The sequence below is a fragment of the Agromyces sp. NPDC004153 genome, from assembly GCF_053603635.1.
The window spans coordinates 48,042-72,311 of the sequence record NZ_JBSGFY010000001.1 but is presented as its reverse complement, the minus strand read 5'-3'; the positions used below and the strand labels follow the sequence as shown (position 1 = coordinate 72,311).

The 24,270-nt window shown below is 72.2% G+C and carries 21 protein-coding genes; 17 read left to right on the top strand and 4 right to left on the bottom strand.

The annotated features are described in order from the left end of the window. Nucleotides 1-29 precede the first annotated feature (29 nt). The 3 genes from ACWEOH_RS00310 to ACWEOH_RS00300 are packed head-to-tail and all read left to right on the top strand — an operon-like array spanning nucleotide 30 to nucleotide 4,056. On the top strand, nucleotides 30-2,915 hold the full coding sequence (locus ACWEOH_RS00310; protein ID WP_452027230.1) for a DNA translocase FtsK 4TM domain-containing protein: 2,886 nt from the start codon (nucleotides 30-32) through the stop codon (nucleotides 2,913-2,915). 24 nt (nucleotides 2,916-2,939) lie between these two features. Next, complete coding sequence (gene pgsA, locus ACWEOH_RS00305) at nucleotides 2,940-3,551, top strand: CDP-diacylglycerol--glycerol-3-phosphate 3-phosphatidyltransferase (RefSeq protein ID WP_452027228.1); 612 nt, start codon at nucleotides 2,940-2,942, stop codon at nucleotides 3,549-3,551. Continuing rightward, complete coding sequence (locus tag ACWEOH_RS00300) at nucleotides 3,541-4,056, top strand: CinA family protein (protein ID WP_452027226.1); 516 nt, start codon at nucleotides 3,541-3,543, stop codon at nucleotides 4,054-4,056. Before pgsA ends, ACWEOH_RS00300 begins: the two co-directional genes overlap by 11 nt. A gap of 7 nt (nucleotides 4,057-4,063) precedes the next feature. Here ACWEOH_RS00300 and ACWEOH_RS00295 read toward each other — a convergent pair whose 3' ends face one another. Both ACWEOH_RS00295 and ACWEOH_RS00290 read right to left on the bottom strand, forming a co-directional pair. Further along, the gene (locus tag ACWEOH_RS00295) at nucleotides 4,064-4,756 is read right to left on the bottom strand and encodes a response regulator (RefSeq protein WP_452027224.1); all 693 of its coding nucleotides are present in this window, start codon (nucleotides 4,754-4,756) and stop codon (nucleotides 4,064-4,066) included. Next, a complete protein-coding gene (locus ACWEOH_RS00290) occupies nucleotides 4,753-6,381 on the bottom strand; it encodes an ATP-binding protein (protein WP_452027222.1) in 1,629 nt (542 codons plus the stop codon). The genes ACWEOH_RS00295 and ACWEOH_RS00290 overlap by 4 nt, the downstream gene beginning before the upstream one ends. Before the next feature lie 188 nt (nucleotides 6,382-6,569). Here ACWEOH_RS00290 and ACWEOH_RS00285 point away from each other — a divergent pair, with 188 nt between their 5' ends. From ACWEOH_RS00285 to miaA, 9 genes are all read left to right on the top strand, one after another. Continuing rightward, nucleotides 6,570-7,637, top strand: coding sequence for a Bug family tripartite tricarboxylate transporter substrate binding protein (locus ACWEOH_RS00285; protein ID WP_452027220.1), 1,068 nt, complete (start codon nucleotides 6,570-6,572; stop codon nucleotides 7,635-7,637). Continuing rightward, a complete protein-coding gene (locus ACWEOH_RS00280; RefSeq protein WP_452027218.1) occupies nucleotides 7,634-8,224 on the top strand; it encodes a tripartite tricarboxylate transporter TctB family protein in 591 nt (196 codons plus the stop codon). The genes ACWEOH_RS00285 and ACWEOH_RS00280 overlap by 4 nt, the downstream gene beginning before the upstream one ends. Next, a complete protein-coding gene (locus tag ACWEOH_RS00275) occupies nucleotides 8,217-9,785 on the top strand; it encodes a tripartite tricarboxylate transporter permease (RefSeq protein WP_452027216.1) in 1,569 nt (522 codons plus the stop codon). The genes ACWEOH_RS00280 and ACWEOH_RS00275 overlap by 8 nt, the downstream gene beginning before the upstream one ends. 168 nt (nucleotides 9,786-9,953) lie before the next feature. Continuing rightward, nucleotides 9,954-10,262 carry a helix-turn-helix domain-containing protein gene (locus ACWEOH_RS00270; RefSeq protein ID WP_148731666.1) on the top strand — a complete coding sequence of 103 codons (309 nt, stop codon included), beginning with the start codon at nucleotides 9,954-9,956 and terminating at the stop codon, nucleotides 10,260-10,262. Nucleotides 10,263-10,368: 106 nt separating this feature from the next. Then, nucleotides 10,369-10,596 (top strand): DUF3046 domain-containing protein, encoded by a 228-nt coding sequence (locus ACWEOH_RS00265; RefSeq protein ID WP_452027214.1) that lies wholly within the window; start codon nucleotides 10,369-10,371, stop codon nucleotides 10,594-10,596. A gap of 308 nt (nucleotides 10,597-10,904) precedes the next feature. After that, the gene (gene recA, locus ACWEOH_RS00260; protein WP_452027212.1) at nucleotides 10,905-11,975 is read left to right on the top strand and encodes a recombinase RecA; all 1,071 of its coding nucleotides are present in this window, start codon (nucleotides 10,905-10,907) and stop codon (nucleotides 11,973-11,975) included. A gap of 47 nt (nucleotides 11,976-12,022) precedes the next feature. After that, nucleotides 12,023-12,796, top strand: a complete 774-nt coding sequence (locus tag ACWEOH_RS00255) for a regulatory protein RecX (protein WP_452027210.1) — start codon at nucleotides 12,023-12,025, stop codon at nucleotides 12,794-12,796. A 12-nt stretch (nucleotides 12,797-12,808) separates the two neighbouring features. Next, complete coding sequence (gene miaB, locus ACWEOH_RS00250) at nucleotides 12,809-14,404, top strand: tRNA (N6-isopentenyl adenosine(37)-C2)-methylthiotransferase MiaB (protein ID WP_452027209.1); 1,596 nt, start codon at nucleotides 12,809-12,811, stop codon at nucleotides 14,402-14,404. Nucleotide 14,405: 1 nt separating this feature from the next. After that, nucleotides 14,406-15,326, top strand: a complete 921-nt coding sequence (gene miaA / locus ACWEOH_RS00245) for a tRNA (adenosine(37)-N6)-dimethylallyltransferase MiaA (protein ID WP_452027207.1) — start codon at nucleotides 14,406-14,408, stop codon at nucleotides 15,324-15,326. 48 nt (nucleotides 15,327-15,374) lie between these two features. Here the strand turns inward: miaA and ACWEOH_RS00240 are convergent, their stop codons facing one another. Next, nucleotides 15,375-15,890, bottom strand: a complete 516-nt coding sequence (locus ACWEOH_RS00240; protein ID WP_452027205.1) for an Lrp/AsnC family transcriptional regulator — start codon at nucleotides 15,888-15,890, stop codon at nucleotides 15,375-15,377. Between the two features lie 100 nt (nucleotides 15,891-15,990). Between ACWEOH_RS00240 and ACWEOH_RS00235 the strand changes: the two genes are divergently transcribed. Both ACWEOH_RS00235 and dapF read left to right on the top strand, forming a co-directional pair. After that, complete coding sequence (locus tag ACWEOH_RS00235) at nucleotides 15,991-17,268, top strand: MFS transporter (protein WP_452027204.1); 1,278 nt, start codon at nucleotides 15,991-15,993, stop codon at nucleotides 17,266-17,268. Between the two features lie 9 nt (nucleotides 17,269-17,277). Further along, nucleotides 17,278-18,159, top strand: coding sequence for a diaminopimelate epimerase (gene dapF / locus ACWEOH_RS00230; protein ID WP_452027203.1), 882 nt, complete (start codon nucleotides 17,278-17,280; stop codon nucleotides 18,157-18,159). Nucleotides 18,160-18,189: 30 nt separating this feature from the next. On the opposite strand, the gene ACWEOH_RS00225 is transcribed toward dapF, so the two are convergent. Continuing rightward, on the bottom strand, nucleotides 18,190-18,801 hold the full coding sequence (locus ACWEOH_RS00225) for a class I SAM-dependent methyltransferase (protein WP_452027201.1): 612 nt from the start codon (nucleotides 18,799-18,801) through the stop codon (nucleotides 18,190-18,192). Between the two features lie 51 nt (nucleotides 18,802-18,852). Here ACWEOH_RS00225 and hflX point away from each other — a divergent pair, with 51 nt between their 5' ends. The 3 genes from hflX to metE all read left to right on the top strand — a co-directional run bounded on the left by hflX (nucleotide 18,853) and on the right by metE (nucleotide 23,988). Further along, complete coding sequence (gene hflX, locus ACWEOH_RS00220) at nucleotides 18,853-20,382, top strand: GTPase HflX (protein ID WP_452027199.1); 1,530 nt, start codon at nucleotides 18,853-18,855, stop codon at nucleotides 20,380-20,382. A gap of 271 nt (nucleotides 20,383-20,653) precedes the next feature. Continuing rightward, nucleotides 20,654-21,646 carry a methylenetetrahydrofolate reductase gene (locus ACWEOH_RS00215; protein WP_452027197.1) on the top strand — a complete coding sequence of 331 codons (993 nt, stop codon included), beginning with the start codon at nucleotides 20,654-20,656 and terminating at the stop codon, nucleotides 21,644-21,646. Further along, entirely contained in the window at nucleotides 21,643-23,988 is a 2,346-nt protein-coding gene (gene metE, locus ACWEOH_RS00210; protein WP_452027195.1) for a 5-methyltetrahydropteroyltriglutamate--homocysteine S-methyltransferase, read from the top strand. Before ACWEOH_RS00215 ends, metE begins: the two co-directional genes overlap by 4 nt. The last annotated feature ends 282 nt before the right edge of the window (nucleotides 23,989-24,270 follow it).

Below are 24,270 nucleotides of genomic sequence, written 5' to 3'. Positions count from 1 at the left end.
GCATCGTCCGTCGGCCGTAACGTTGGGGCATGGCTACGAGCACCAGGTCGAACGGGCGTGCCTCGGGCGCGTCCGGGCGCGGCGGGGGCTCCAAGACGGCGCCCACGAAGAAGCTGCCGGCGACCACCGCGCGCGGCTCGACCGGCACGGGTCGCGCGAGCGCTGCGAAGGCGAAGCCGGCGAAGGCGCCCTCCGACGGCCCCAATTTCCTCGTGCGCGCGTGGATGGGCCTCGCGCACCTCACGGGCGGCGCCGCGCGCGCCCTCGGACCCGAGACGCTGGCGAAGGAGGAGCGTCGCGACGGGCTTCCCTTCTTCATCGTGCTACTCGCCATCGCGGGCGCCGTCGTCGAGTGGTTCTTCATCAACGACCCGATCGCGCAGACGTTCGACGCGTGGACGTTCGGCGGGCTGTTCGGACGCGTCGCGTTCGCGCTGCCCGTCATCATGCTGCTGTTCGCCGTCTGGCTGTTCCGGCACCCGAGTTCGGTGCACGACAACACCCGCATCGGCATCGGGCTCTCGCTGCTGCTGCTCACAGTCTCGGGGCTCTGCCACCTGTTCGGCGGCCAGCCCGAACCGAGCCAGGGCATGGCGGTGCTCGCGCGCGCCGGCGGCATCCTGGGCTGGATGCTCGCGCAGCCGCTGATCCTCCTCATCACCGAGGTCGGCGCGGCGGTCGTCATCGTCCTGCTCCTGCTGCTGTCGCTCCTCATCATCACGAAGACCCCGCCGAACCGGATCCCGGCTCGCTTCCGCGAGCTGTACGTCTGGCTCTTCGGCGCACCCGAGCCCGACGAGGAGGCCGCCGACGCCAAAGCGTCGCGCCGCACGGGCAAGTCGGTCCAGACCGAGCTCGACGGGATCGACGACCCCGACGGCGAGCGTGGCGGGCTCGTGCCGTGGTGGCGCCGCAACGCGTCGAACCGCGAGGAGGATCCCGCGTTCGCGGCCGGCGGCGTCGACGGCATCACCGAGGTGTTCGGCCCCGGATCCGCGGCGGGCAGCTTCGAGTCGCCGCTCGAGGGCGTCGGCGGCGCGGGCGCCTACAGCACCGAGGTCATGGGCGACCTCGAGCGGGCCGAGTCGGCGCTCCAGTCGTTCACCGGCGACGTGCCGCGCGGTGGCACGGGCCTCCGCGGCGACGACGCCGGCGCGACCAACGTGCTGTCGGTGTTCGACGAGCCCGCCGACGGCGAGCCGGGGGCGCCGGGTGCCGCGGATGCCGCGCTCGGCGAGTCCGCGGCATCCGTGCCCGAGCGCCCCTACCACCTGCCGGCCTCCTCGACCCTCGCGGCCGGTGCGCCCGCGAAGTCGCGCTCGGCGGCGAACGACGACGTCGTGCGCCAGATCACGGGCGTGCTCGAGCAGTTCCAGGTCGACGCGAAGGTCACGGGCTTCTCCCGCGGCCCGACCGTGACGCAGTACGAGATCGAGCTCGGGCCCGGGGTGAAGGTCGAGCGGGTCACGGCCCTGTCGAAGAACCTCTCGTACGCGGTCGCGTCGAACGAGGTGCGCATCCTCTCACCGATCCCGGGCAAGAGCGCGATCGGCGTCGAGATCCCGAACGCCGACCGCGAGATCGTCACGCTCGGCGACGTGCTGCGCTCGGGGGCGTCGGTGAACGCCAAGCACCCGATGACCATCGGCGTCGGCAAGGACGTCGGCGGCGGCTACGTCGTCGCGAACCTCGCGAAGATGCCGCACCTCCTCGTCGCCGGCTCCACCGGGTCGGGCAAGTCGAGCTTCGTGAACTCGATGATCACGTCGCTGCTCATGCGGGCGAAGCCCGCCGACGTGCGCATGGTGCTCATCGACCCGAAGCGCGTCGAGCTCGCGCCGTACGGCGGCGTGCCGCACCTCATCACGCCCATCATCACGAACCCCAAGAAGGCGGCCGAGGCGCTGCAGTGGGTCGTGAAGGAGATGGACATGCGGTACGACGACCTCGCGTCGTTCGGGTTCCGCCACATCGACGACTTCAACAAGGCCGTCGTCAACGACGAGATCGTGCTGCCCGCCGGCTCGGAGCGCAAGCTCAAGCCGTACCCGTACCTGCTCGTCGTGGTCGACGAGCTCGCCGACCTGATGATGGTCGCCCCGCGCGACGTCGAGGACTCGATCGTGCGCATCACGCAGCTCGCCCGCGCGTCGGGCATCCACCTCGTGCTCGCGACGCAGCGCCCGTCGGTCGACGTGGTCACGGGCCTCATCAAGGCCAACGTGCCGTCGCGCCTCGCGTTCGCCGTGACGAGCGTCACGGACTCCCGCGTCATCCTCGACCAGCCCGGCGCCGACAAGCTCATCGGCCAGGGCGACGGGCTCTTCCTGCCGATGGGCGCGTCGAAGCCGATCCGCGTGCAGGGCGCGTGGGTGAGCGAGGCCGAGATCGAGAAGGTCGTCACGCACGTCACGCGGCAGGCGCGTCCCGAGTACCGGCAGGATGTCGCGGCCGCCGTCGAGAAGAAGGAGATCGACGCGGACATCGGCGACGACCTCGAGCTCTTGCTCGCCGCCGCCGAGCTCGTGGTGTCGACCCAGTTCGGCTCGACGTCGATGCTGCAGCGCAAGCTCCGCGTGGGCTTCGCCAAGGCCGGGCGCCTCATGGACCTGCTCGAGTCGCGCGAGATCGTCGGTCCGTCCGAGGGGTCGAAGGCCCGCGACGTGCTCGTGACCGCCGAGCAGCTGCCCGGCGTGCTCGCGCGGCTGCGCGGCGAGGAGCCCGCGGGCGGCGTGAGCGGCGGGGCATCCGCTCCGCCCGCCTCCGGCATGAGCGCGTCGGCGGCGGCGCACGCGGCCGCCCAGCAGGCCGCCGACGACCGCTACGACGACCCCGTGGGCCGCATCCCCGAGGGCCTCGAGGAGGTCGACGGCGACTCCGACGAGGACGCCTGGGGACTGACCGGCCGCGACTGACCGCCGCCCGTTATCCTTGGCCCTATGACCTCCTCCGCCGGCAGCCCGGCGCGCTCGGCCAACTGGAACCTTCCCAACGCGATCACCGTGGTGCGGATCCTGCTCGCACCCGTGTTCTTCTGGCTGCTGCTGGCCGACGCCGGCGAGGGCGGCACCCTGCGCTGGGTCGCCACGCTGATCTTCGTGATCGCGATCTCCACGGACTGGGTCGACGGCTACCTCGCCCGCAGCCGGGGCCTCGTCACCGACCTCGGCAAGATCCTCGACCCGATCGCCGACAAGCTCCTCACGAGCGGCGCGCTCGTGTGCCTCTCGATCCTGGGCGAAGTGCCGTGGTGGGTCACCGCCCTCATCGTGGTGCGCGAGGTCGGCATCACGATCTGGCGCTTCGTCGAGCTCGGCCGCGGCAACGTGGTCCCCGCCTCGTCGGGCGGCAAGCTCAAGACGCTCGCCCAGGCCATCGCGATCTCGTTCGCCCTCGCGCCGCTGCCGGCGCTCCTCGGCGAGTGGATGGCGTGGGTCAACGCGGTGCTCATGGCGATCGCGCTCGTGCTCACGGTCTGGTCGGGCCTGCTCTACGTGCGCGACGCGGTGCGCCTGAATCGGGAGCATCGAAGCGACACCGATGGTCGATGAGCGGATGCCGCCTCCGCCCGAACCGGCAGCCGACGCGGTCGCGCTCGTGGCGGAGCTCACGCGTCGGGGGCTCACGCTCGCCGTCGCCGAGTCGTTGACGGGTGGCCTCCTCACGGCGGCGATCGTCGCGGTGCCCGGTGCGTCCGTGGCGCTGAACGGGGGCGTCGTCGCCTACGCGACGCCGCTCAAGTCGGCCCTCCTCGGGGTGGACGAGCGGCTGCTCGACGAGCGCGGGGCCGTCGATCCCGACGTCGCGCGGGCGATGGCGGACGGCGTCCGTCACGCGTGCGCGGTGGACGGCCGTCCGGCGGATCTCGGACTGGCGACGACGGGCGTGGCCGGACCCGACCAGCAGGACGGTCACGAGCCGGGGACGGCCTTCGTCGCGGTGTCGGGCCTCGGGCCGTCGGAGTCCATGCCCCTGCGGCTGACGGGCGACCGGGCGGCCATCCGTGCGGCGACCGTCGAGGCGGCCCTGCGCCTCGCGCTCGCGCGCCTCGCCTAGGGCCGGCTCAGGGGCGCCGGCCGGGCCGGCGGTAGCGGTTCTCCGGCCGTCCGGCCGATCCGTACCGCGGCGACACCTCGGCTGCGCCGAGCTCGACGAGGTGCTCGAGGTAGCGGCGGGCACTGACCCGCGACATCCCGAGGGCAGCGGCGACCTCGGCGGCTGAGGCGTCCCCGACGAGGCCGGCGAAGGCGGCGGCGACCCGATCGAGGCTGGGCCGCGAGAGGCCTTTCGGCAGCGGCGCACGCCGCTCGGGCCCCGCTGTGCCGAGCATCCGGTCGACGGCGCGCTGGTCGAGGGGCGCCGCCGCGGCGCCGCGGTCGGCCGTGATCCCGCGCCGCACCTCCTCGAGGCGTTCGGCGAGCACCGCCCCGGTGAACGGCTTCACGAGGTAATGGCGCACGCCGAGGAGGCGAGCCGTGCGCACGGAGTCGAGGTCGCGGGCGGCCGTCACGGCGATGACCTCCACGCGATCGTCGGCCGCCCGGAGCCTGCGGAGCACGTCCAGCCCGCTCTGGTCGGGAAGGTAGACGTCGAGCAGCACGAGGTCGGGGCGGTGCGCCTCGATCGCGGCGATGGCCTCCAAACCCGTGTGGGCGACGGCGACGACGGTGAAGCCGTCGATGGCGTCGACGAAGCCGCGGTGCACGTCCGCGACGGCGAAATCGTCGTCGACGATGACGACCCGGATGCCCGTCACACGCGGCTCTCCGACCGCTCCGCTCGGTGGGCGGCGGGCGCGGTGGCCCACGGCAGCCGCACGGTGAAGGCGGCGCCGCCGGCGGGGGAGCGCCCCGCGGTCGCCTGGCCCCCGAGTCGCTCGGCGACGCGCTTCACGATCGTGAGCCCGATGCCCCGCCTGGCCTTGCCGGGAACAGGGGCCTTGTCGCTCACGTCCGCCTCGAAGATCGCGCCGCGGCGCTCGGCCGGGATGCCCGGACCGTCGTCGTCGACGCGCACCACGACGTTGCCGGGCTCCAGGTCGTCGCGGACCTCGAGGCTCACCGTGCCGCCGAGCGAGGTCGCCTCGATCGCGTTGTCGAGCAGGTTCCCGACGACGGTGAGCAGGTCGCCGCGCGGGGCATCGGGCGGAGCCGCAGCCAGTCGCGACGACGACGCGACGGTGAGCGTGATGCCGAGTTCCTGCGCCCGGGACCGCTTGGCGAGCAGGAGCGCGGCGAGCTCCACCTCGTCGATCCCGTCCTGGCCGTCGACGGACGAGATCGCGCCGCCCGAGCCGACGCGGTCGATGAACGCGCGCGCAGCGTCGACGTGGCCGAGCTCGAGCAGTCCGCTGAGCACGTGCAGGGTGTTGGCGAACTCGTGCGAGGCCGCCCTCAGATCCTCGGCGAGGCTCTGCGCGCCCTCGAGCTCGCGGAGCGTGGTCTCCAGCTCCGTGCGGTCGCGCAGGATCGCGATCGAGCCGACGTCGCGACCCTCGACCAGCATGCGATCACCGTGCACGAGCAGCACGCGCTCGCCCGACAGGACGGCGGTCTCGACGTCGTGCCCGGCCGTGATGAACCCGGCGAGCTCCGCGTCGAGCACGTCGTCGACGGGCCGTCCGAGCGTGGCGGCCGCATCGTCGATGTCGAGCAGGCGCCCTGCAGCGTCGTTCACGAGGACGATGCGCCCGCGGTCGTCGACTGCCACCAGCCCCTCGCGGATGCCGTGCAGCATCGCCTCCCGGGTCTCGAGGAGACCCCGGATCTCGTCGGGCTCGAGGCCGTAGATCCGGCGGCGGATCAGTCGTGCGATCCATGCCGAGCCGACGACGCCGACGACCGAGGCGACGCCGAGCGCGATCAGCAGGCCGGGCAGGCCGCCGAGGAAGTCCTCGCGGAGCTCCGACTCGAGGATGCCCACCGAGACCTGGCCCATGACGGCGCCGTCCTCCGCGAAGATCGGAACCTTGACGCGCCAGGACTCGCCGAGGGTGCCCGTCTGGGTGCCGACGTAGATCTCGCCCGACAGGGGGATGGACGGATCGGTCGAGACCCGCTCGCCGATCCGGGCCGGGTTGGGGTGGGAGTAGCGGATGCCGTCGTCGTTCGCGACGACGACGTACGTGACGTCCGAGGCGCGCCGCACCACCTCGGCGATGGGCTGGATCGCCTCGGACGGCGTCGCGTCGTCGAAGGCGTCCGTGATCGCGGGGAGGCCGGCGACCGACTGCGCGACCGCGATCATGCGGTCCTCGTACGCGTCCCGCAGCTGCCGCTCCTGCAGCCATCCGGCGGTGACGCCCGTGCCGATCACGGTCGTGAGCACGATGGCGACCTGCAGCAGCAGCAGCTGCGTGCGCAGCGACATCGACCGGCTCACCCCAACAGTGTGCCCCATCGGGCAGAGGCGGGGCCGACCTGCGCCGTGACCATTACGACCGAAACGACCGATACGACCGATACGACCCTTACGACCGCAGCATTCCGAGGTCGGATGCCGCGCCCTACCGTCTGAGCCACTGGATCGTTCGGACCGGCGACGACGCCGGCGCACTCGAGGAGGAGTCTTTGCGATCACCGTTCCGGCCGCACCCTGCGGCCACCCCCACCAGCCCTGCCCGTCGCTTCGCCCGAACGGCGGGCCTCGCGACGGCCGGCATCGTCCTGGCCATCGGCGCTGCCGCCTGCGCACCGACGGACGCCGGCGCCGACGATGCGGGCGAGGCCCCCGTCGCCCTGGAGTCCGTCAACCTCATCGCCCCCGCCGATCCGGGTGGCGGCTGGGACCAGACCGCGCGTGCCGCCTCGGAGGCGCTCGTCGCCGAGGACCTCGTGGGCTCAGCGCCGGTCGAGAACATTCCGGGCGCCGGCGGCACCATCGGCCTCGCGGCGCTCGCGAACGAACGCGATGCCGCGACGCTCATGGTCACCGGGCTCGTCATGGTCGGCGCGGTCGAGACCAACGCGTCCGACGTGCGCATCGAGGACCTGACCCCGGTCGCGAAGCTCACCGAGGAACCGCTCGTGATCGTGGTGCCCGCGTCGTCGGAGTACGAGACGACGGACGACCTCGTCGACGCGATCGTCGACGAGGGCGCCGCGATCTCGGTCACGGGCGGCTCGGCCGGAGGAGCCGACCACATCCTCGCCGGCATGCTCCTGACCGAGGCCGGCGTGGACCCGGATGAGATCCCGTCCACCTTGAACTACATCCCCAACGCCGGCGGCGGGGAGGCCGTGACGATGCTGCTCGGCAACACCGTGAACGCCGGCATCTCGGGTGTCGGCGAGTTCGCCGAGCAGGTCGAGGCCGGCGAGCTGCGTGCCCTCGCCGTGTCGGGGGCGGAGCGGTCGGAGGTCCTGCCCGACGTCCCGACCCTTGCCGAGGAGGGCTACGACGTCGAGCTCACCAACTGGCGCGGGCTGCTCGCGCCGTCGGGGCTCACCGATGCCGAGGTGCAGGCGCTGCAGGACCTCGTCACCGGGCTGCACGACTCCGAGAGCTGGCAGTCCACGCTCGAGGAGCGCGGCTGGGCGGACGCCTTCCTCATCGGCGACGAGTTCGCCTCGTTCCTGGACGGGAACATCGGCCAGGTGACGACGACGCTCGAGTCGATCGGCCTGGTCGCACGATGACCGATCGCCACGCGGGACCCTCCGGCGCCTCGGCGCCGGGGGGCCCCTCGGCGGCCGCGGACGGCGGAGCGGCGGTCCTCGGCGACCGGCGCGGGATCGTCGGCGAGGTCGCCTTCGCCGCGGTGTGTGCGGCGCTCGGGGTGTACGCGATCGTCGCCGCCGGCTTCATCCGCGTGCCGCCGGGGTCGTCGAGCGTGCTCGGCCCCCGGTTCTTCCCCTATTTCGTCGGCACCCTCCTGCTCGCGGCATCCGTGGCCGTGATCGTCGCGATCGCCCGCGGACATCGCGGGCTCCCCGAGGAGGAGGAGGACGTCGACCCGGCCGCGAAGACCGACTGGCGGACCGTCCTGCTGCTCGTCCTGTGCTTCCTCTCGCAGCTCGTCCTCATCGAGCCGGCCGGCTGGCCGATCGCCGTCGCGGTCCTCTTCACCGGAGCCGCGCTCGCGCTCGGGGCGAAGCGGTGCTGGGTGGCCGCTCCCATCGGGCTCGGACTCGGGCTCGTCACGCAACTCGTCTTCGGCGCCTGGCTCGGGCTCTCGCTCCCCGCCGGCCCGCTCCTCGACTGGATCCCGATGCTCCATGGATAGCCTCAACGCCCTGCTCGAGGGCTTCGCGACCGCACTCCAGCCGCAGTACCTGCTGTACGCCTTCTTCGGCGTCTTCGTCGGCACCGCCGTCGGGGTGCTGCCCGGCATCGGGCCGGCCATGACGGTGGCGCTGCTGCTGCCCCTGACCTACTCGCTCGACCCGACGGGCGCGCTGATCCTCTTCGCCGGCATCTACTACGGCGGCATGTACGGGGGCTCGACCACCTCGATCCTCCTGAACACGCCGGGCGAGTCCGCCTCCATCGTCACCGCGCTCGAGGGGAATCGGATGGCGAAGGCCGGGCGCGGCGCCGCCGCGCTCGCGACCGCGGCCATCGGCTCGTTCGTCGCGGGGACCGTGGCCACCGTACTGCTCACGTTCCTCGCGCCGACCATCGCAAGCGTCGCCGTGCAACTCGGCCCCGCCGACTACTTCGCGCTCATCGTCGTGGCGTTCCTCACCGTGGGCGCGCTGCTCGGCTCGAGCGTCCCACGAGGCCTGGTGTCGCTGGCGCTCGGGCTCCTGCTCGGGCTGGTGGGCACGGAGGTGCTCTCCGGACAGCAGCGCTACACGTTCGGCATCCCGGCCCTGGCCGACGGGATCGACGTGGTGCTCATCGCCGTCGGCCTCTTCGCCCTCGGCGAGACCCTCTACGTCGCGTCCCGCCTCCGCCACGGGCCGGTGAACGTGATCCCCGTCACGCGCGGCTGGCGCACCTGGCTCACGCGCGCCGACCTGCGCAGGTCCTGGCGGCCATGGCTCCGGGGGACGGCGATCGGCTTCCCGATCGGCACCATCCCGGCCGGCGGGGCGGATGTCGCGACCTTCCTCTCCTATGCGACCGAGCGGCGGCTCGCGAAGGGACCCGCTCGCGCGGAGTTCGGACGCGGCGCGATCGAGGGGGTGGCCGGACCCGAGTCCGCGAACAACGCGGCCGCCGCGGGCGTCCTCGTGCCGCTGCTGACCCTCGGCCTGCCGACCACCGCCACGGCCGCGATCATCCTGTCCGCGTTCCAGTCGTACGGCATCCGGCCGGGCCCGTTGCTGTTCGAGAACCAGCCGGGCCTCGTGTGGGCGCTGATCGCGAGCCTCTACATCGGCAACGTGCTGCTGCTCGTGCTCAACCTGCCGCTCGTCGGGATGTGGGTGAAGGTGCTGCGAATCCCGCGGCCGTACCTCTACGCCGGCATCCTCGCCTTCGCCGGACTCGGCGCCTACGCCCTCCACTTCAACGTGGTCGACGTCCTGATCCTGCTGGTGATCGGAGTGGTCGGATTCCTCATGCGACGCTACGGGTACCCGATCGCGCCGATGGTCGTGGGCGGCATCCTCGGGCCGATGGCGGAGGAGCAGCTGCGCAAGGCCATGGCGATCAGCCAAGGCGACGTCGCCTACCTCGTGCACAGTCCCTTCGCGATCGCGGCGTACGCCACCCTTGCCGTGATCATCACGACGGGACTCTGGCTGAAGCGACGTCGAGCCCGGCTCGAGGCTTCGCCGAAGCTCGTGGCGACCTCGGCCATCGCGGCGATCGAGGACTCGCCGAACCGCCGACCCTGAGACCGCTGGGAGGGCGGAATAACGTTCGTGAACACCCTGTTACAAGTGTCGAGTTCACACCGAAGCCACAGTGTGCGACGCTAGGTTAGAGGGTACGGAGAGTCAGTGTAGACTGACGCTCCCATTCCGGCTCCGGCGGAGTCGCAGGGCAGAGAGAAGGAGGTTCCGATGGTTCTGGTTCGACAAGAGATCGGCGACGTGCTGAGGGACTTCCGTCTGCAGAAGGGGCGCACGCTCCGGCAGGTCGCGTCGAAGGCGAGCGTCGCGCTCGGCTACCTGAGCGAGGTGGAGCGTGGCCAGAAGGAGGCCTCGTCCGAGATCCTCGCGTCGGTCGCCGAGGCGCTCGACACGCCCATCTCCGTCATCATGCACGAGGTCGGCGACCGCATCGCGGTCCTCGAGGGTCTGGCCACGGTTCCCGACAGCCTCCCCGACGAGCTCGTGGCGGAGTTCGATGCGGACATGATGGTCCGCTGATCACGCACGTTCCAACCCGATCGGCCGGTCTTCGGACCGGCCGATCGCGTGTCCGGGCCGCGCATCCACGTGTCCCGATGACGCATTCGAGCAGGGGAGGGGTCCGATGAAGCTCAGCGAGTTCCAGAACGCCGTCGACGACGAATTCGGCCCCGGCTACGGCAACGTCGTCGTCAACGACCTCGTGCTCTCGGGCGTCGGCGATCGCACGGCACGCGAGGCGCTCGCGGCCGGCGTGCCCGCCCGCGAGGTGTGGCTCGCCCTCTGCGAGGCGACGGATGTCCCGCCTTCGCGCCGGCACGGCGTCGGCCTCCGCGAGCCCGCGGAGGGCTGACTTCAGGCGGTCGTCTCGGCTTGCCGGGTGTCGCCGCCGGGTCGCCGGACGGCCCGAAGACGTGTTCGACACGCGGGCGCGCCTTCGAACATCCGTTCGGATGCTCGGATAGGCTCGTCCTCGACAGCAGGAGGAACGACGCGTCCCTCCACATCTGTCTCCTCGGGGCTCCGGATGTCGGTGGGCGGCCATACGGTCGATGCGTCGGAACACACCGCAACCGCCTTGTCGCGAGACGTCGCAGGTCACGGCCCGCACGTGGAACGACAGCCTAGAGGCAGCAGCATCGAGCATCGAAGGAGCCAGCAATGCCATCACCTGCAGACCGCGAGAAAGCACTCGAGACGGCACTCGCGCAGATCGACCGCCAGTTCGGCAAGGGGTCGGTCATGCGCCTCGGCAGCGAGGAGCGCGCTCCTGTCGAGGTCATCCCCACCGGGTCGATCGCGCTCGACGTGGCGCTCGGCGTCGGCGGGCTTCCCCGCGGCCGCATCATCGAGATCTACGGTCCCGAGTCCTCGGGCAAGACCACGCTCACGCTCCACGCGATCGCCAACGTGCAGCGCGCCGGCGGCATCGCGGCGTTCATCGACGCCGAGCACGCCCTCGACCCCGACTACGCCAAGAAGCTCGGCGTCGACATCGACTCGCTGCTCGTGTCGCAGCCCGACACCGGTGAGCAGGCGCTCGAGATCGCCGACATGCTCATCCGCTCGGGCTCGATCGACCTCGTCGTCATCGACTCGGTCGCGGCGCTCGTGCCCCGCGCCGAGATCGAGGGCGAGATGGGCGACTCGCACGTCGGCCTCCAGGCGCGCCTCATGTCGCAGGCGCTCCGCAAGCTCACGGGCGGTCTGAACCAGACGAAGACCACTGCGATCTTCATCAACCAGCTCCGCGAGAAGATCGGCGTGTTCTTCGGCAGCCCCGAGACCACCGCGGGCGGCAAGGCGCTGAAGTTCTACGCCTCGGTGCGCCTCGACATCCGCCGCATCGAGACGCTGAAAGACGGCAGCGAGGCCGTGGGCAACCGCACGCGCGTCAAGGTCGTCAAGAACAAGATGGCGCCGCCCTTCAAGCAGGCCGAGTTCGACATCCTCTACGGTGTCGGCATCTCCCGCGAGGGCAGCCTCATCGACTACGGCGTCGACCAGGCCATCGTGAAGAAGTCGGGCGCCTGGTACACCTACGACGGCGACCAGCTCGGGCAGGGCAAGGAGAACGCGCGCACGTTCCTCCTCCAGAACCCCGACATCGCGGCCGACATCGAGAAGAAGATCCTCGTGAAGCTCGGCATCGGCCAGCAGGTCGGCGGCGCGCAGGCAGCGCCGTCCAACGTCGAGTCCATCGAGGGCAAGCTCGGGCGCAAGGGCGCCTGAGCGACCACCGCACAGTCCGAGCAGCCGAGACCGGGGAGGGGAACCAGATGAGCGACGCATCCGAGCACCTCGCCCCGGTCTCGTACCTGCCGTGGGCGAAGCCGGGCGAGGTCGCCGCCGAGCGGTGGGCGAAGCCCGACGAGCCCGCGGCCGGGCCATGGTCCGACGAGCCTGACGACGAGTCTGACGAGGAAATCGACGAGCCCGACGAAGAGGGTCCCGTCGAACGGCACGATCGCGGTGAGCGCGGGCGAGCCGAGCGTCGTGATCGCACGCGGTCCGACGATCGGCGTGCAGCACGCCGACGGGCGCGGTTCACGGTCGTCGACGACGATCCCGACGAGACGGGTCCTGAGCGCGACGAGCGCATCGACCGCCTGGTCGTGTCGCGACTGCGACGTTCGGCGCTTTCGGTCGCCGAGGTCCGCTCGGTGCTCGCCGAGCACGGGCTCGACGACGTCGAGATCGAGGAGTGGATCGAGCGCTACGAGCGGCTCGGCTACCTCGACGACGCCCGTCTCGCCGAGCAGCTCGTGCACGTCAACGGCACGCGCCGGGGCCGGGGGAGCGGTGCGATCCTGCAGGAGCTCACGCGGCGCGGCGTCGACGCGTCCGCGGCCCGGGCCGCGGTCGAGGAGCTCGATCCCGAGGTGGAGCGCCGCAACGCCTTCGCCGTCGCCGAGCGACGGGCACGCCAGCTGTCCGGGCTCGACCGGCAGACGGCCGAGCGGCGGCTGTCGGCGTTCCTGCAGCGGCGGGGGTATCCGGGCGAGATGGTGCGCGAGGTGGTGACGGCGGCGCTGTCAGCCGCGGGCTCGTAGACTGGTGCGATCATGAGCACCCTTCACGAGGCCCCGACCGTCGAGGCCGTCGAACCGGCCACGGCGCCGCGCACCTACGAGGTCCGCACCTTCGGCTGCCAGATGAACGTGCACGACTCCGAGCGGCTGAGCGGTTCCCTCGAGGCCGCCGGGTACGTCCCCGCCGACGGCGCCGAGCCCGACGTCGTCGTCATCAACACCTGCGCCGTGCGCGAGAACGCCGACAACAAGCTGTACGGCAACCTCGGCCACCTCGCGGGCGTCAAGCGCCGCCATGCCGGCATGCAGATCGCCGTCGGCGGATGCCTCGCCCAGAAGGACAAGAACGTCATCCTCGAGAAGGCGCCCTGGGTCGACGTGGTCTTCGGCACTCACAACATGGGCTCGCTCCCGAGCCTGCTCGAGCGGGCCCGCCACAACGACGAGGCGCAGCTCGAGATCCTCGACGCGCTCGAGGTGTTCCCCTCGACGCTGCCCACCAAGCGCGACTCCACCTACAGCGGCTGGGTCTCGATCTCGGTCGGCTGCAACAACACCTGCACGTTCTGCATCGTGCCCGCCCTGCGCGGCAAGGAGAAGGACCGCCGGCCCGGCGAGATCCTCGCCGAGATCCAGGCGCTCGTCGACGACGGCGCGGTCGAGGTCACCCTCCTCGGCCAGAACGTGAACTCCTACGGCGTCGAGTTCGGCGACCGGCAGGCGTTCGGCAAGCTGCTCCGCGCGGCCGGCCAGATCGAGGGCCTCGAGCGCATCCGGTTCACCAGCCCGCACCCCGCCGCCTTCACCGACGACGTCATCGACGCGATGGCCGAGACGCCCTCCGTCATGCCCCAGCTGCACATGCCCCTGCAGTCGGGGTCCGACCGCATCCTGAAGGCCATGCGGCGCTCCTACCGCTCCGAGAAGTTCCTCGGCATCCTCGACCGCGTGCGTGCGAAGATCCCGAACGCGGCCATCTCGACCGACATCATCGTCGGCTTCCCCGGCGAGACCGAGGAGGACTTCCAAGAGACCCTCCGGGTCGTCGAGGCGGCGCGGTTCGCGTCCGCGTTCACCTTCCAGTACTCCATCCGCCCCGGCACGCCAGCGGCGACCATGGAGGACCAGGTGCCGAAGGAGGTCGTGCAGGAGCGCTACGAGCGCCTCATCGCACTGCAGGAGCGCATCTCCTGGGAGGAGAACCAGCGGCTCGTCGGCCGGCCCGTCGAGGTGCTCGTCTCCACGGGCGACGGCAAGAAGGACGCCGAGACGCACCGCCTGAGCGGTCGGGCGGAGGACAGCCGCCTCGTGCACTTCGAGGTCCCGGCGGGCTCCGAGCTGCCGCGCCCCGGCGACGTCGTCTCGGTCACCATCACGCAGGCGGCGCCGTTCCACCTGCTCGCCGACTCGCTCGACGACGCACCGCTGCGCATCCGCCGCACGCGAGCGGGCGACGCGTGGGACCGAGCCGAGGCCGAGAGCTGCGGCGTGCCGGCAGCTCCCGGGGCATCCGCCGCCGGCAAGGTCTCGCTCGGGCTGCCCGTGCTCCGCGCCCGCGGCACCGAGCCGCTCGTCGCACCCGGCGTCGGCACCATGCCGATCTACGACCCCACCGACGCCCAGCGCTGACGTGACCCTCATCGCGATCGTCGGCGCCACGGGCACCGGCAAGTCCGACTTCGCGCTCGACCTCGCCGACGCGTTCGGACGCGTCGGCCGGGTCGCCGAAGTCGTGAACGCCGACGCGATGCAGCTGTACCGCGGCATGGACATCGGCACGGCGAAGCTGCCGCCCGGCGACCGACGCGGGGTGCCGCACCACCTGCTCGACGTGCTCGACGTCACGCAGGAGGCATCCGTCGCCGCCTACCAGCCCGAGGCGAGAGCGACCATCGACGACATCGTCGCGCGCGACGGCGTCGCCCTGCTCGTCGGCGGGTCGGGCCTCTACGTGTCGTCCGTCATCCACGACTTCCGGTTCCCGGGCACGGATGCCGCGATCCGCGCGCGGCTCGAGGCCGAGCTCGTGGAGCTCGGGCCCGGCCTGCTGCACGCGCGACTGCGGGTCATCGACGCCGACACCGCCGCGAGCGTCGATGCGCAGAACGGGCGCCGCATCGTGCGGGCGCTCGAGGTCATCGAGCTCACGGGCGAGCCGAAAGCGGCGCGCCTGCCCGACGAGCCGATCCCGTGGCGGCCGCACCGCATCGTGCACCTCCGGAGCGACCGCGCGCGCCTCGTCGAGCGCCTCGACGCCCGGGTCGAGCGCATGTGGCGCGACGGGATCGTCGACGAGGTGCGGCGGCTCGTGCCGCAGGGACTCGAGCGCGGTGTCACGGCGCGCAAGGCGATCGGCTACGCGCAGGCCCTCGCCGAACTGCACGGGCGGATGCCGCGGGACGACGCCATCGCCGAGACGCAGCAGCTCACGCGGACCTACGCAAGGCGGCAGGTCGGCTGGTTCCGGCGGTACGCCGACGCCACGACGATCGACGCCGACGACGCGGCCGAGCGAGGCGCCGAGCTGGCCCGCCAGGCGGCCCGGGACTGAGTCGGATGTCCCGACGTCGTCTCGGGATGGGCGGAGGTGCCGGCGCGATCAGGCGTCGCCCGAGGCATCCTTCGCCTGCCACCATGCGTCCCCGGTCGTGACCGGTCGGCGGGGCGGAGCCGGGCGCACTTCGTGTCGCGTGAACGGGGTCGACATGACCATCGTCGTCTCGAGCGGGCCGTGCGTTCCGATGCGCTCGACGAGCCCCTCGAAATGCGCGATCGACGCGACACGAACGCGCAGCATCGTGCAGTGGCGTCCGGCCAGCTTGTGGATCTCGACGACCTCTGGGAACTCCTCTGGATCGGCCGTCTTCAGGAGGCAACGTCCGGGATCGCACCGCAGGTTGATGTAGGCGGTCACCTCCTGGCCGACCGCGGCCGGATCGACTCGCGCCGTGTAGCCGGTGAGGATGCCGTGCCCCTCGAGGCGACGCACGCGTTCGGCGACGGAGGGCGGGGAGAGATGGATCCGCCGGCCGAGTTCGTTGAAGGAGATCCGGGCGTCGAGCTGCAGCTCGTGGAGGATCGCCCAGTCGGTGTCATCGGGTTCATACGCACGCAATGCGGATCACTCCCTTCGCGTTCCGAATGTGAGCGAATCAAGGAGAGTGGATGCTCGATGGCCATTCAGAGCGTTCGCGGCCATTCCTAGCATGATCCGCATGACCACGGAACCCGCCTCGACGAACACGACGATCGATCGGCTGAGCGCCCGCATCGCGTTCCTTCCGATCGGCGCCGCCGTGGGAGCGCTCGCGAACTCCGTCGCGGGGTCGGCCGCTGGACTGCTCGCCGTCCGTCTCGGCGGCGAGGCGTGGTTCGCCGGGTGGCCGCAGGCCATGCTCGTGATCGGCACCGCCCTCGCCGCGCTCGCCATCAGCCGGGCGTCCCGATCGGGCGGACGGTCGCGGGCCCTGGCGTCGGGGGCCGCCCTCGCCGCGATCGGGGCCGCCGTCGTCGTGTGGTCGGCGATCGCCGGCGCGATCGGGCCGATGCTGCTCGGAAGCCTGGTGTTCGGCGCCGGCAATGCCGCCGTGATGCTGAGCCGATACGCCGCGGCGGAGCGGGCGATGACCGAGCATCGCGTTCGGGCGCTCACGCGACTCCTCGTCGCAACCTCCATCGGCGCCGTCATCGGGCCGCTCCTGCTCGCTCCGGCCGACGTCGCGGGGCAGGCGATGGGGCTGCCGCCGCTTGCCGGCTGCTTCGCGCTCGGCGCACTCGGATTCGCCGTGGCCGCCGGCGCGCTCGTGGCAAGCGCTCCGCGCGTCCCGAGTACGCCCCGCTCGACGATTCCGCCGGCGGGAGAGGCCGCGCCGGTCCGGAGAGCGACACCGGCCGACGGTGGTGTCCTGAGCGGCGGCGGGCGAACGACGAGAGGAGACACGATCCTCGGCGTCGGCATCCTGTCGCTCGCGAACATCGTGATGGTGATCGTGATGACGGTGATGCCGGTGCATCTCGAGTACCTGCATGCCGACCTCGGCACGGTCGGCCTCCTGATCTCGGCGCACATCGCGGCGATGTTCGGGCCGTCCCCGCTCTCGGGGCGGCTGGTCGCCCGGTGGGGCGCCGAGCGGGTGGCAGCGGTGAGCGCCGTCGCGCTCGGGGCGGCCTCGCTCATGGCCGCGTCGGTCCCGCACTCGCTGCCGGGCGTCGCCGTCTCGGTCGTGGTGATCGGCGCGGGGTGGAACCTCGCGCTCGTCGCCGGGAGCACGGTGCTCGCCCGTGACGCGGCAGAGCGGGTCCGACTCCGGCGAGAGGGCTGGGGGGAGGTCGGCATGGGGCTGGCCGCAGCAGGCGGGGGAGCTGCATCGGGCATCCTCCTCCAGGCCGCAGGATTCGCGAGCGTCGCGGGCGCGGCGGGGCTGTTCGCGGCCGCGCTGGCGGCGGCTGCGGCGACGGGCGCGGCGAGGAGCCGGCGCGCCGGGCGGCCCTAGACTGATCGAATGTCCTTCGATCTGCGATTCACCAAGGGGCAGGGCACCGGCAACGACTTCGTGCTCTTCAGCGACCCCGAGGGCGACACCGAGCTCACGCCCACGCAGATCGCCGCGATCTGCGATCGCCGGTTCGGCGTCGGCGCCGACGGCGTCATCCGCGCCGTTCGATCGAGCAACCTCGACGACGGGGCCGCGGCCCTCGCCGCCGACCCCGATGCCGTCTGGTTCATGGACTACTGGAACGCCGACGGCACGGTCTCCGAGATGTGCGGCAACGGCATCCGGGTCTTCACGAGCTACCTCCTCGACCAGGGCCTCGCCGAGCTGCCCCCGGGCGAGTCGATCGCGATCGGCACGCGTGCCGGCGTCCGCACCGTGAGCCGCACGGCGACCGGGTTCCAGGCCGACCTCGGCCCGTGGCGCCTCGCCGGCGGCGAGCCGCTCGTGCGCGCGAAGGAGCTGCCCGTCGCGCGACCCGGCCTCGGCATCGACGTCGGCAACCCGCACGTCGTCGTGGCCCTCGCCGACGACGATGAGCTCGAGGCGATCGACCTCGGCTACCAGCCGATCCTCGACCCGGTCCCCGAGGCGGGCGCCAACATCGAGTTCGTCGTGCCGGCAGAGCCGCTCGTCGAGGACGGCATCGGCCGCGTGCGCATGCGCGTGCACGAGCGCGGCTCGGGCGAGACGCTCTCGTGCGGCACGGGTGCCGTGGCATCCGCCCTCGCCGTGCGGCACTGGGCGGGCGAGGGCGCGCCGAACGACTGGCGCGTGCACGTGCCCGGCGGGGTGCTCGGCGTGCGGATGTTCCAGGCCCACGACGGCGAGCACGTCGCCCTCGCCGGGCCGGCCGAGCTCGTCTTCGACGGCGTCCTCAGCCTCGGCTGACCCGCGGGCTCGCCGAGGCTCGGCGACCGCTCACGCGTCGGCCGCGTGCCGCACCTCGAGCACCCGGAACCCCTTCGAGTTCGCCGCCCGGTCGACGTCGAACCCGAGGTCGGTCCCGATCCAGCGCTGCAGCGACTCGGCGCCCAGGTGCTTCGCGACCACGAGCCAGGCCGCGGCGTCGGGCTCGAGCCGCGGCAGCCACCGTCCGAGCATCGCGTGCAGCTCGGCCTTGCCCACGCGGATCGGCGGATTCGAGACGATCTGCGCGAATCGCACCTGCGCGGGAACATCGTCGGGCACCACGGCGTTGACATTCGATATGGAGAGCCGCTGACAGTTCCGCCGCACGAGGTCGAGCGCTCGTTCGTTGACGTCGACCGCCCAGACCGTGGCATCCGGCGACTGCAGCGCGAGGCTCACCGCGATCGGGCCCCATCCGGCGCCCAGGTCGAGCAGGTGGCCCGCACCGGGCGGCTCGGGCACCGCGTCGAGCAGCACGCGCGTCCCCTGGTCGAGGTGCTCGGGGCTGAAGACGCCGGCGGACGTCACGAGTTCGAGCTCGCGTCCGGCCAGCCGGGCACGGATGGTGCGGACGGTGGAATCGCTCCGAGGGGCAGGGGAGAAGTAGTGGTCGGAGCCCATGCAAGCAAGCTATCGCACGACACGAGGACCGAGAGAAGTAGGGTGGATTCGATGAACGAACCAGAGCGAAGCACCGCCGACGACGCCGTCGAGCGCGTGCTGCGCAGCGCGGAGACCCGCGCGGGCGTGGCGCGATTCGGCGCCGCCGAGGCGTCGGCGATCCAGAAGGACTGGTCGGATGCCGCGGACGCCGACACGGCCGACGGCGAGCAGTACGACCGCGAGGAGCGCGCGGCGCTCCGTCGCGTCAGCGGGCTCTCCACCGAGCTCGAGGACGTCACCGAGGTCGAGTACCGGCAGCTGCGACTCGAGAACGTCGTGCTCATCGGCGTGTACTCGCAGGGATCGCAGGAGGACGCGGAGAACTCGCTCCGCGAGCTCGCCGCCCTCGCCGAGACCGCGGGCGCGCGGGTGCTCGACGGGCTGCTCCAGCGTCGTCCGCACCCCGACCCCAGCACGTACCTCGGCAGCGGCAAGGCCGAGGAGCTGCGTCACGTGGTCGCCGCCCTCGGCGCCGACACCGTGATCGCCGACACCGAGCTCGCGCCCAGCCAGCGGCGTGCGCTCGAGGACGTGGTGAAGGTCAAGGTCATCGACCGCACCGCGACGATCCTCGACATCTTCAGCCAGCACGCGAAGAGCCGCGAGGGCAAGGCCCAGGTCGAGCTCGCGCAGCTCGAGTACCTCCTCCCGCGACTGCGCGGCTGGGGTGAGTCGATGTCCCGGCAGGCCGGTGGCCAGGTCGGCGGCGCGGGTGCGGGCATGGGTTCCCGTGGTCCCGGTGAGACGAAGATCGAGCTCGATCGACGCCGCATCCACTCGCGCATGGCGAAGCTGCGCAAGCAGATCGTCGGCATGAAGCCCGCCCGCGAGGCGAAGCGGGCGAACCGCCGTCGCAACGCGGTGCCGTCGGTGGCCATCGCCGGCTACACGAACGCCGGCAAGTCGAGCCTGCTGAACCGCATCACGGGTGCCGGCGTGCTCGTCGAGAACGCGCTGTTCGCGACGCTCGACGCCACCGTGCGCCGCAACACCACGGCCGACGGGCGCGTCTACACGATCGCCGACACGGTCGGGTTCGTGCGGAACCTGCCGCACCAGCTCGTCGAGGCGTTCCGCTCGACGCTCGAGGAGGTCGGCGACGCCGACCTGATCGTGCACGTCGTCGACGCGGCGCACCCCGACCCCGCGGGCCAGATCGCCACCGTGCGCGACGTCATCGGCGAGGTGGGCGCGCGCGACGTCCCCGAGCTGATCGTGTTCAACAAGGCCGACCTCATCACGCCGGAAGACCGCCTGGTGCTGCGCGGCCTCGAGCCGAACGCGGTCTTCGCGTCGGCGCGCACGGGCGAGGGCATCGCCGACGTGCTCGAGGCGATCGGACGCATGCTGCCCGACCCCGCGGTCGAGGTCGACCTCCTCGTGCCGTACGACCGCGGCGACGTGGTGTCGACGCTGCACGAGACCGGGCGCGTGCTGTCGATCGACTACGTGGAGGACGGCACCCGCATCCGGGCCCTCGCGTCGCCCGAGCAGGCCGCACAGCTCGCGGACTTCGACGCGGCATCCGTGCCCGCCTGACGCGACGCGCAGAACGCTCGACACGATCGGCGCACCGGGCCTCCGGTGTGCCGATCGTCCCGTTTCGGGGCGTCACGCCACGTCATAGTGCTCGATTTCGGGGAACGCAGGCGTATCGTCGCTGGTGATCGTCGGTGCACGGCCGGATGCCGGGCACCTGGAGCGACCGCCGAGCCCGGCACCCGCCCGCGACACCCACCCGCCGAGTACGGCCGGGGGACGCGGCCTGCCGTGGATTCCCGGTCGGCGCGGCCCGCCACGCAGGAGCACCATGGCAGAGACCGGACCCGACGCCGGCGGCGCCGACTGTCGGCCCCGCACGCCGGTCTCGTTCGAGCTGTACCCGCCGCGTACGGATGCCGCGGCGATCGCGCTGGGGCGCACCATCGACCGCCTCGCCGAGGCGCATCCCGCCTTCATCTCCGTCACCTTCGGCGCCGGGGGCTCGTCACGCGACCGCTCGCTGACCGTGCTCCGCTACATGCTCGAGAACACCGACGTCGAGCCCATGGCGCACCTCACGTGCGTGGGCTCCTCGCACGCTGAGGCGAACCGCCTCGTGCGCGAGTTCCTCGACGCGGGCATCACGAGCTTCCTCGCGCTCCGGGGCGACCCACCCGTCGGCGCCGATCCCGACGCGGGCATCGGCGACCTCGACAGCGCCGCCGAGCTCGTGCAGCTCATCCACCGGGTGCAGGAGGAGCGGGAGCCCTTCGCGCAGGTGGGCATCCCGGGGCTGGCCGGTGTCACCGAGATCCGCGAGCGACCGCGGCCCGAGCGCGTGGCGGTCGCGGCCTTCCCCACGGGGCATCCGCGGTCACGAGGCCCCGCCCAGGACGTCGACACGCTGCTCGCGAAGGAGATCGCCGGGGCAAACCTCGCGATCACGCAGCTCTTCTGGCACGCCGACGACTACTTCGGGTTCGTCGAGCGCGCCCGTGCCGCGGGCGTGACCATCCCGATCCTCCCGGGGATCATGCCGGTCACCACGCCCGCCCGCCTCGCGCGCCTCACCGAGCTCACCGGCGTCGAGCCGCCCGCGTCGCTCGCGATCGACCTCGAGATCGAGCCCGACGCGGACGCGCAGACCGAGATCGGCATCGACTTCGCCGCCCGGCTCGCCGCCGACGTGGTCGACGGCGGGGCGCCCGGCCTGCACCTGTACACGTTCAATCGCCACGAAGCCGTGCTCGACGTCGTCGACCGCCTCGGCCTCGGCCAACACGACCGACTCGTCAACGAGAGGAACACCACAGAACGATGACCGCACACGCCTTCCCCACCGGTACGATCCTGGGCTACCCGCGCATCGGCCGCCGTCGCGAGCTGAAGAAGGCCGTCGAGGCCTTCTGGGCCGGCACGATCGGCGCCGACGAGCTCGAGGCCGCCGCCGCCGACCTGCGCGCCGCGACGCGGGAGCGCCTCGCGTCGCTCGGGCTCGGTCGCGACGACTCGTCGATCCCCGAGTCGTTCTCGTACTACGACCAGGTGCTCGACGCCGCGATCGCCGTGGGCGCGGTGCCCGAGCGCTTCCGTCGCCTGCAGGACGAGTCGGGCCGGGTCGACCTCGCCGGCTACTTCACGATCGCCCGCGGCGAGGGCGAGGACGCCCCGCTCGAGATGACGAAGTGGTTCGACTCGAACTACCACTACCTCGTGCCCGAGATCGGACCCGACACGTCGTTCGCGCTGCACGCCGACCGCATCCTCGCCGAGTTCGCCGAGGCGAAGGCGGCCGGGTTCCTCACGCGACCGGTCATCGTCGGCCCCGTCACGTTCCTCCTCCTCGCGAAGGCCGCCGACGGCGCGCCCGAGGGCTTCCGTCCGCTCGACCGCCTCGACGACCTCGTGCCCGTCTACACCGCGCTCCTGGCCGAGCTCGCCACCGCGGGCGCCGCCTGGGTCCAGCTCGACGAGCCGGCGCTCGTGAGCGAGAGCATCGACGAGCCCCGCGAGCGCGTCCTCGACGCGATCGGCCGCGCCTACGACGCCCTCGGCTCGGCCGAGGACCGCCCCGCGATCTTCGTGGCAGCGCCCTACGGTGCACTCGACGACGCGCTGCCGGCGCTCGCCGCCGCCCCCGTCGAGGCGATCTCGTTCGACCTCGTGCGCGGCACCGCACCCGAGCAGCTCGACCCGGCGACCGAGGAGTCGCTCGCCGCGAAGACGCTCGTCGCGGGCGTCATCGACGGCCACAACATCTGGCGCGGCGACCTCGCGCACGCCTTCGAGCGCGCCGACGCGCTGCGCTCGCGCTCGGGCGACGTCGCGGTGTCGACCTCCACGTCGCTGCTGCACGTGCCGCACGACGTCGACGACGAGACGCTGCTCGACCCGCGCCTCGTGAGCTGGCTCGCGTTCGCCGACCAGAAGGTCGCGCAGGTGGCGACGCTCGCGCGCGGTCTCGCCGAGGGACGCGACGCGATCGCGACCGAGCTCGACGCGGCATCCGCTGCCCTCGCCGACCGCGCCGGCGCGCCGGGCGTGCGCGTGCCGGCCGTGCGCCACCGCCTCGACGCGCTCGCCGACCGCGACTTCACGCGTGCGGCGTACGACGAGCGCGTTGCGGCGCAGGAGGCACTCGAGCTGCCCGAGCTGCCGACCACGACGATCGGCTCGTTCCCGCAGACGCCCGACATCCGCCGTGCTCGCGCCCGGCTCGTGAAGGGCGAGCTGACGGATGCCGCGTACCGCGCGCTCATGCGCGAGGAGATCGAGCGCGTCATCCGCCTGCAGGAGGACCTCGGCCTCGACGTGCTCGTGCACGGCGAGCCCGAGCGCAACGACATGGTGCAGTACTTCGCCGAGCTGCTCGACGGCTTCGCGGTGACGCAGCACGGCTGGGTGCAGTCCTACGGCTCGCGCTGCACGCGTCCGTCGATCCTGTGGGGCGACGTCTCGCGCCCCGCGCCCATGACGGTCGAGTGGTCGACCTACGCCCAGTCGCTCACCGAGAAGCCCGTGAAGGGCATGCTCACCGGGCCCGTGACGATCCTGGCGTGGTCGTTCGTGCGCGACGACCAGCCGCTCGGCGACACCGCGCGCCAGGTCGCGCTCGCCCTGCGCGACGAGATCGCCGACCTCGAGCAGGCCGGCATCCGCGTGATCCAGGTCGACGAGCCCGCGCTGCGCGAGCTCCTGCCGCTGAAGCTCGCCGACCAGCCCGCCTACCTCGACTGGTCGGTCGGCTCGTTCCGCCTCGCCACGGGCGGCGCCGCGTCGGCGACGCAGGTGCACACGCACCTCTGCTACTCGGAGTTCGGCGTGGTGATCGACGCGATCCGGAACCTCGATGCCGACGTCACGTCGATCGAGGCCGCGCGCAGCCGCATGGAGGTCGTCGACGACCTGTCGACGAGCGGCTTCGACCACGGCATCGGCCCGGGCGTGTACGACATCCACTCGCCGCGCGTGCCGAGCGCCGCCGAGGTGCAGGCGCTCCTCGAGCGCGCCGTCGCCGAGATCCCGGCGTCGAAGCTGTGGGTCAACCCCGACTGCGGCCTCAAGACGCGCGGCTACGACGAGACCGTCGCCTCGCTGGAGCACATCATCGAGGCGACGCGCGCGGTGCGCGCCGAGCTCGCGGAGCCCGTGCTGGCCGAGTAGGTCCGTCGACCGTCGTCCCGGCCGGATGTCGCAGCCCGCGGCATCCGGCCGGAGTCGTCTCGGATGCCCGCGTCTCGCGTGCGCCGACCTCGCCCCCTGCCGCCGTGCAGGGTCGTCCGTTGTCGCCGGAACGCCCGCCGACGTACCATGCGGCATGCGCAGGTGGCCGATCGCAGCGTCCGCGATCGTCGTGCTCCTGTCGGCCGGATGCACCGGGGGCGGGCCGACCGCGCCCCCGGGTCCGCCGTCCGACCCGCCGTCCGACCCGCCGGCGACCTCGGA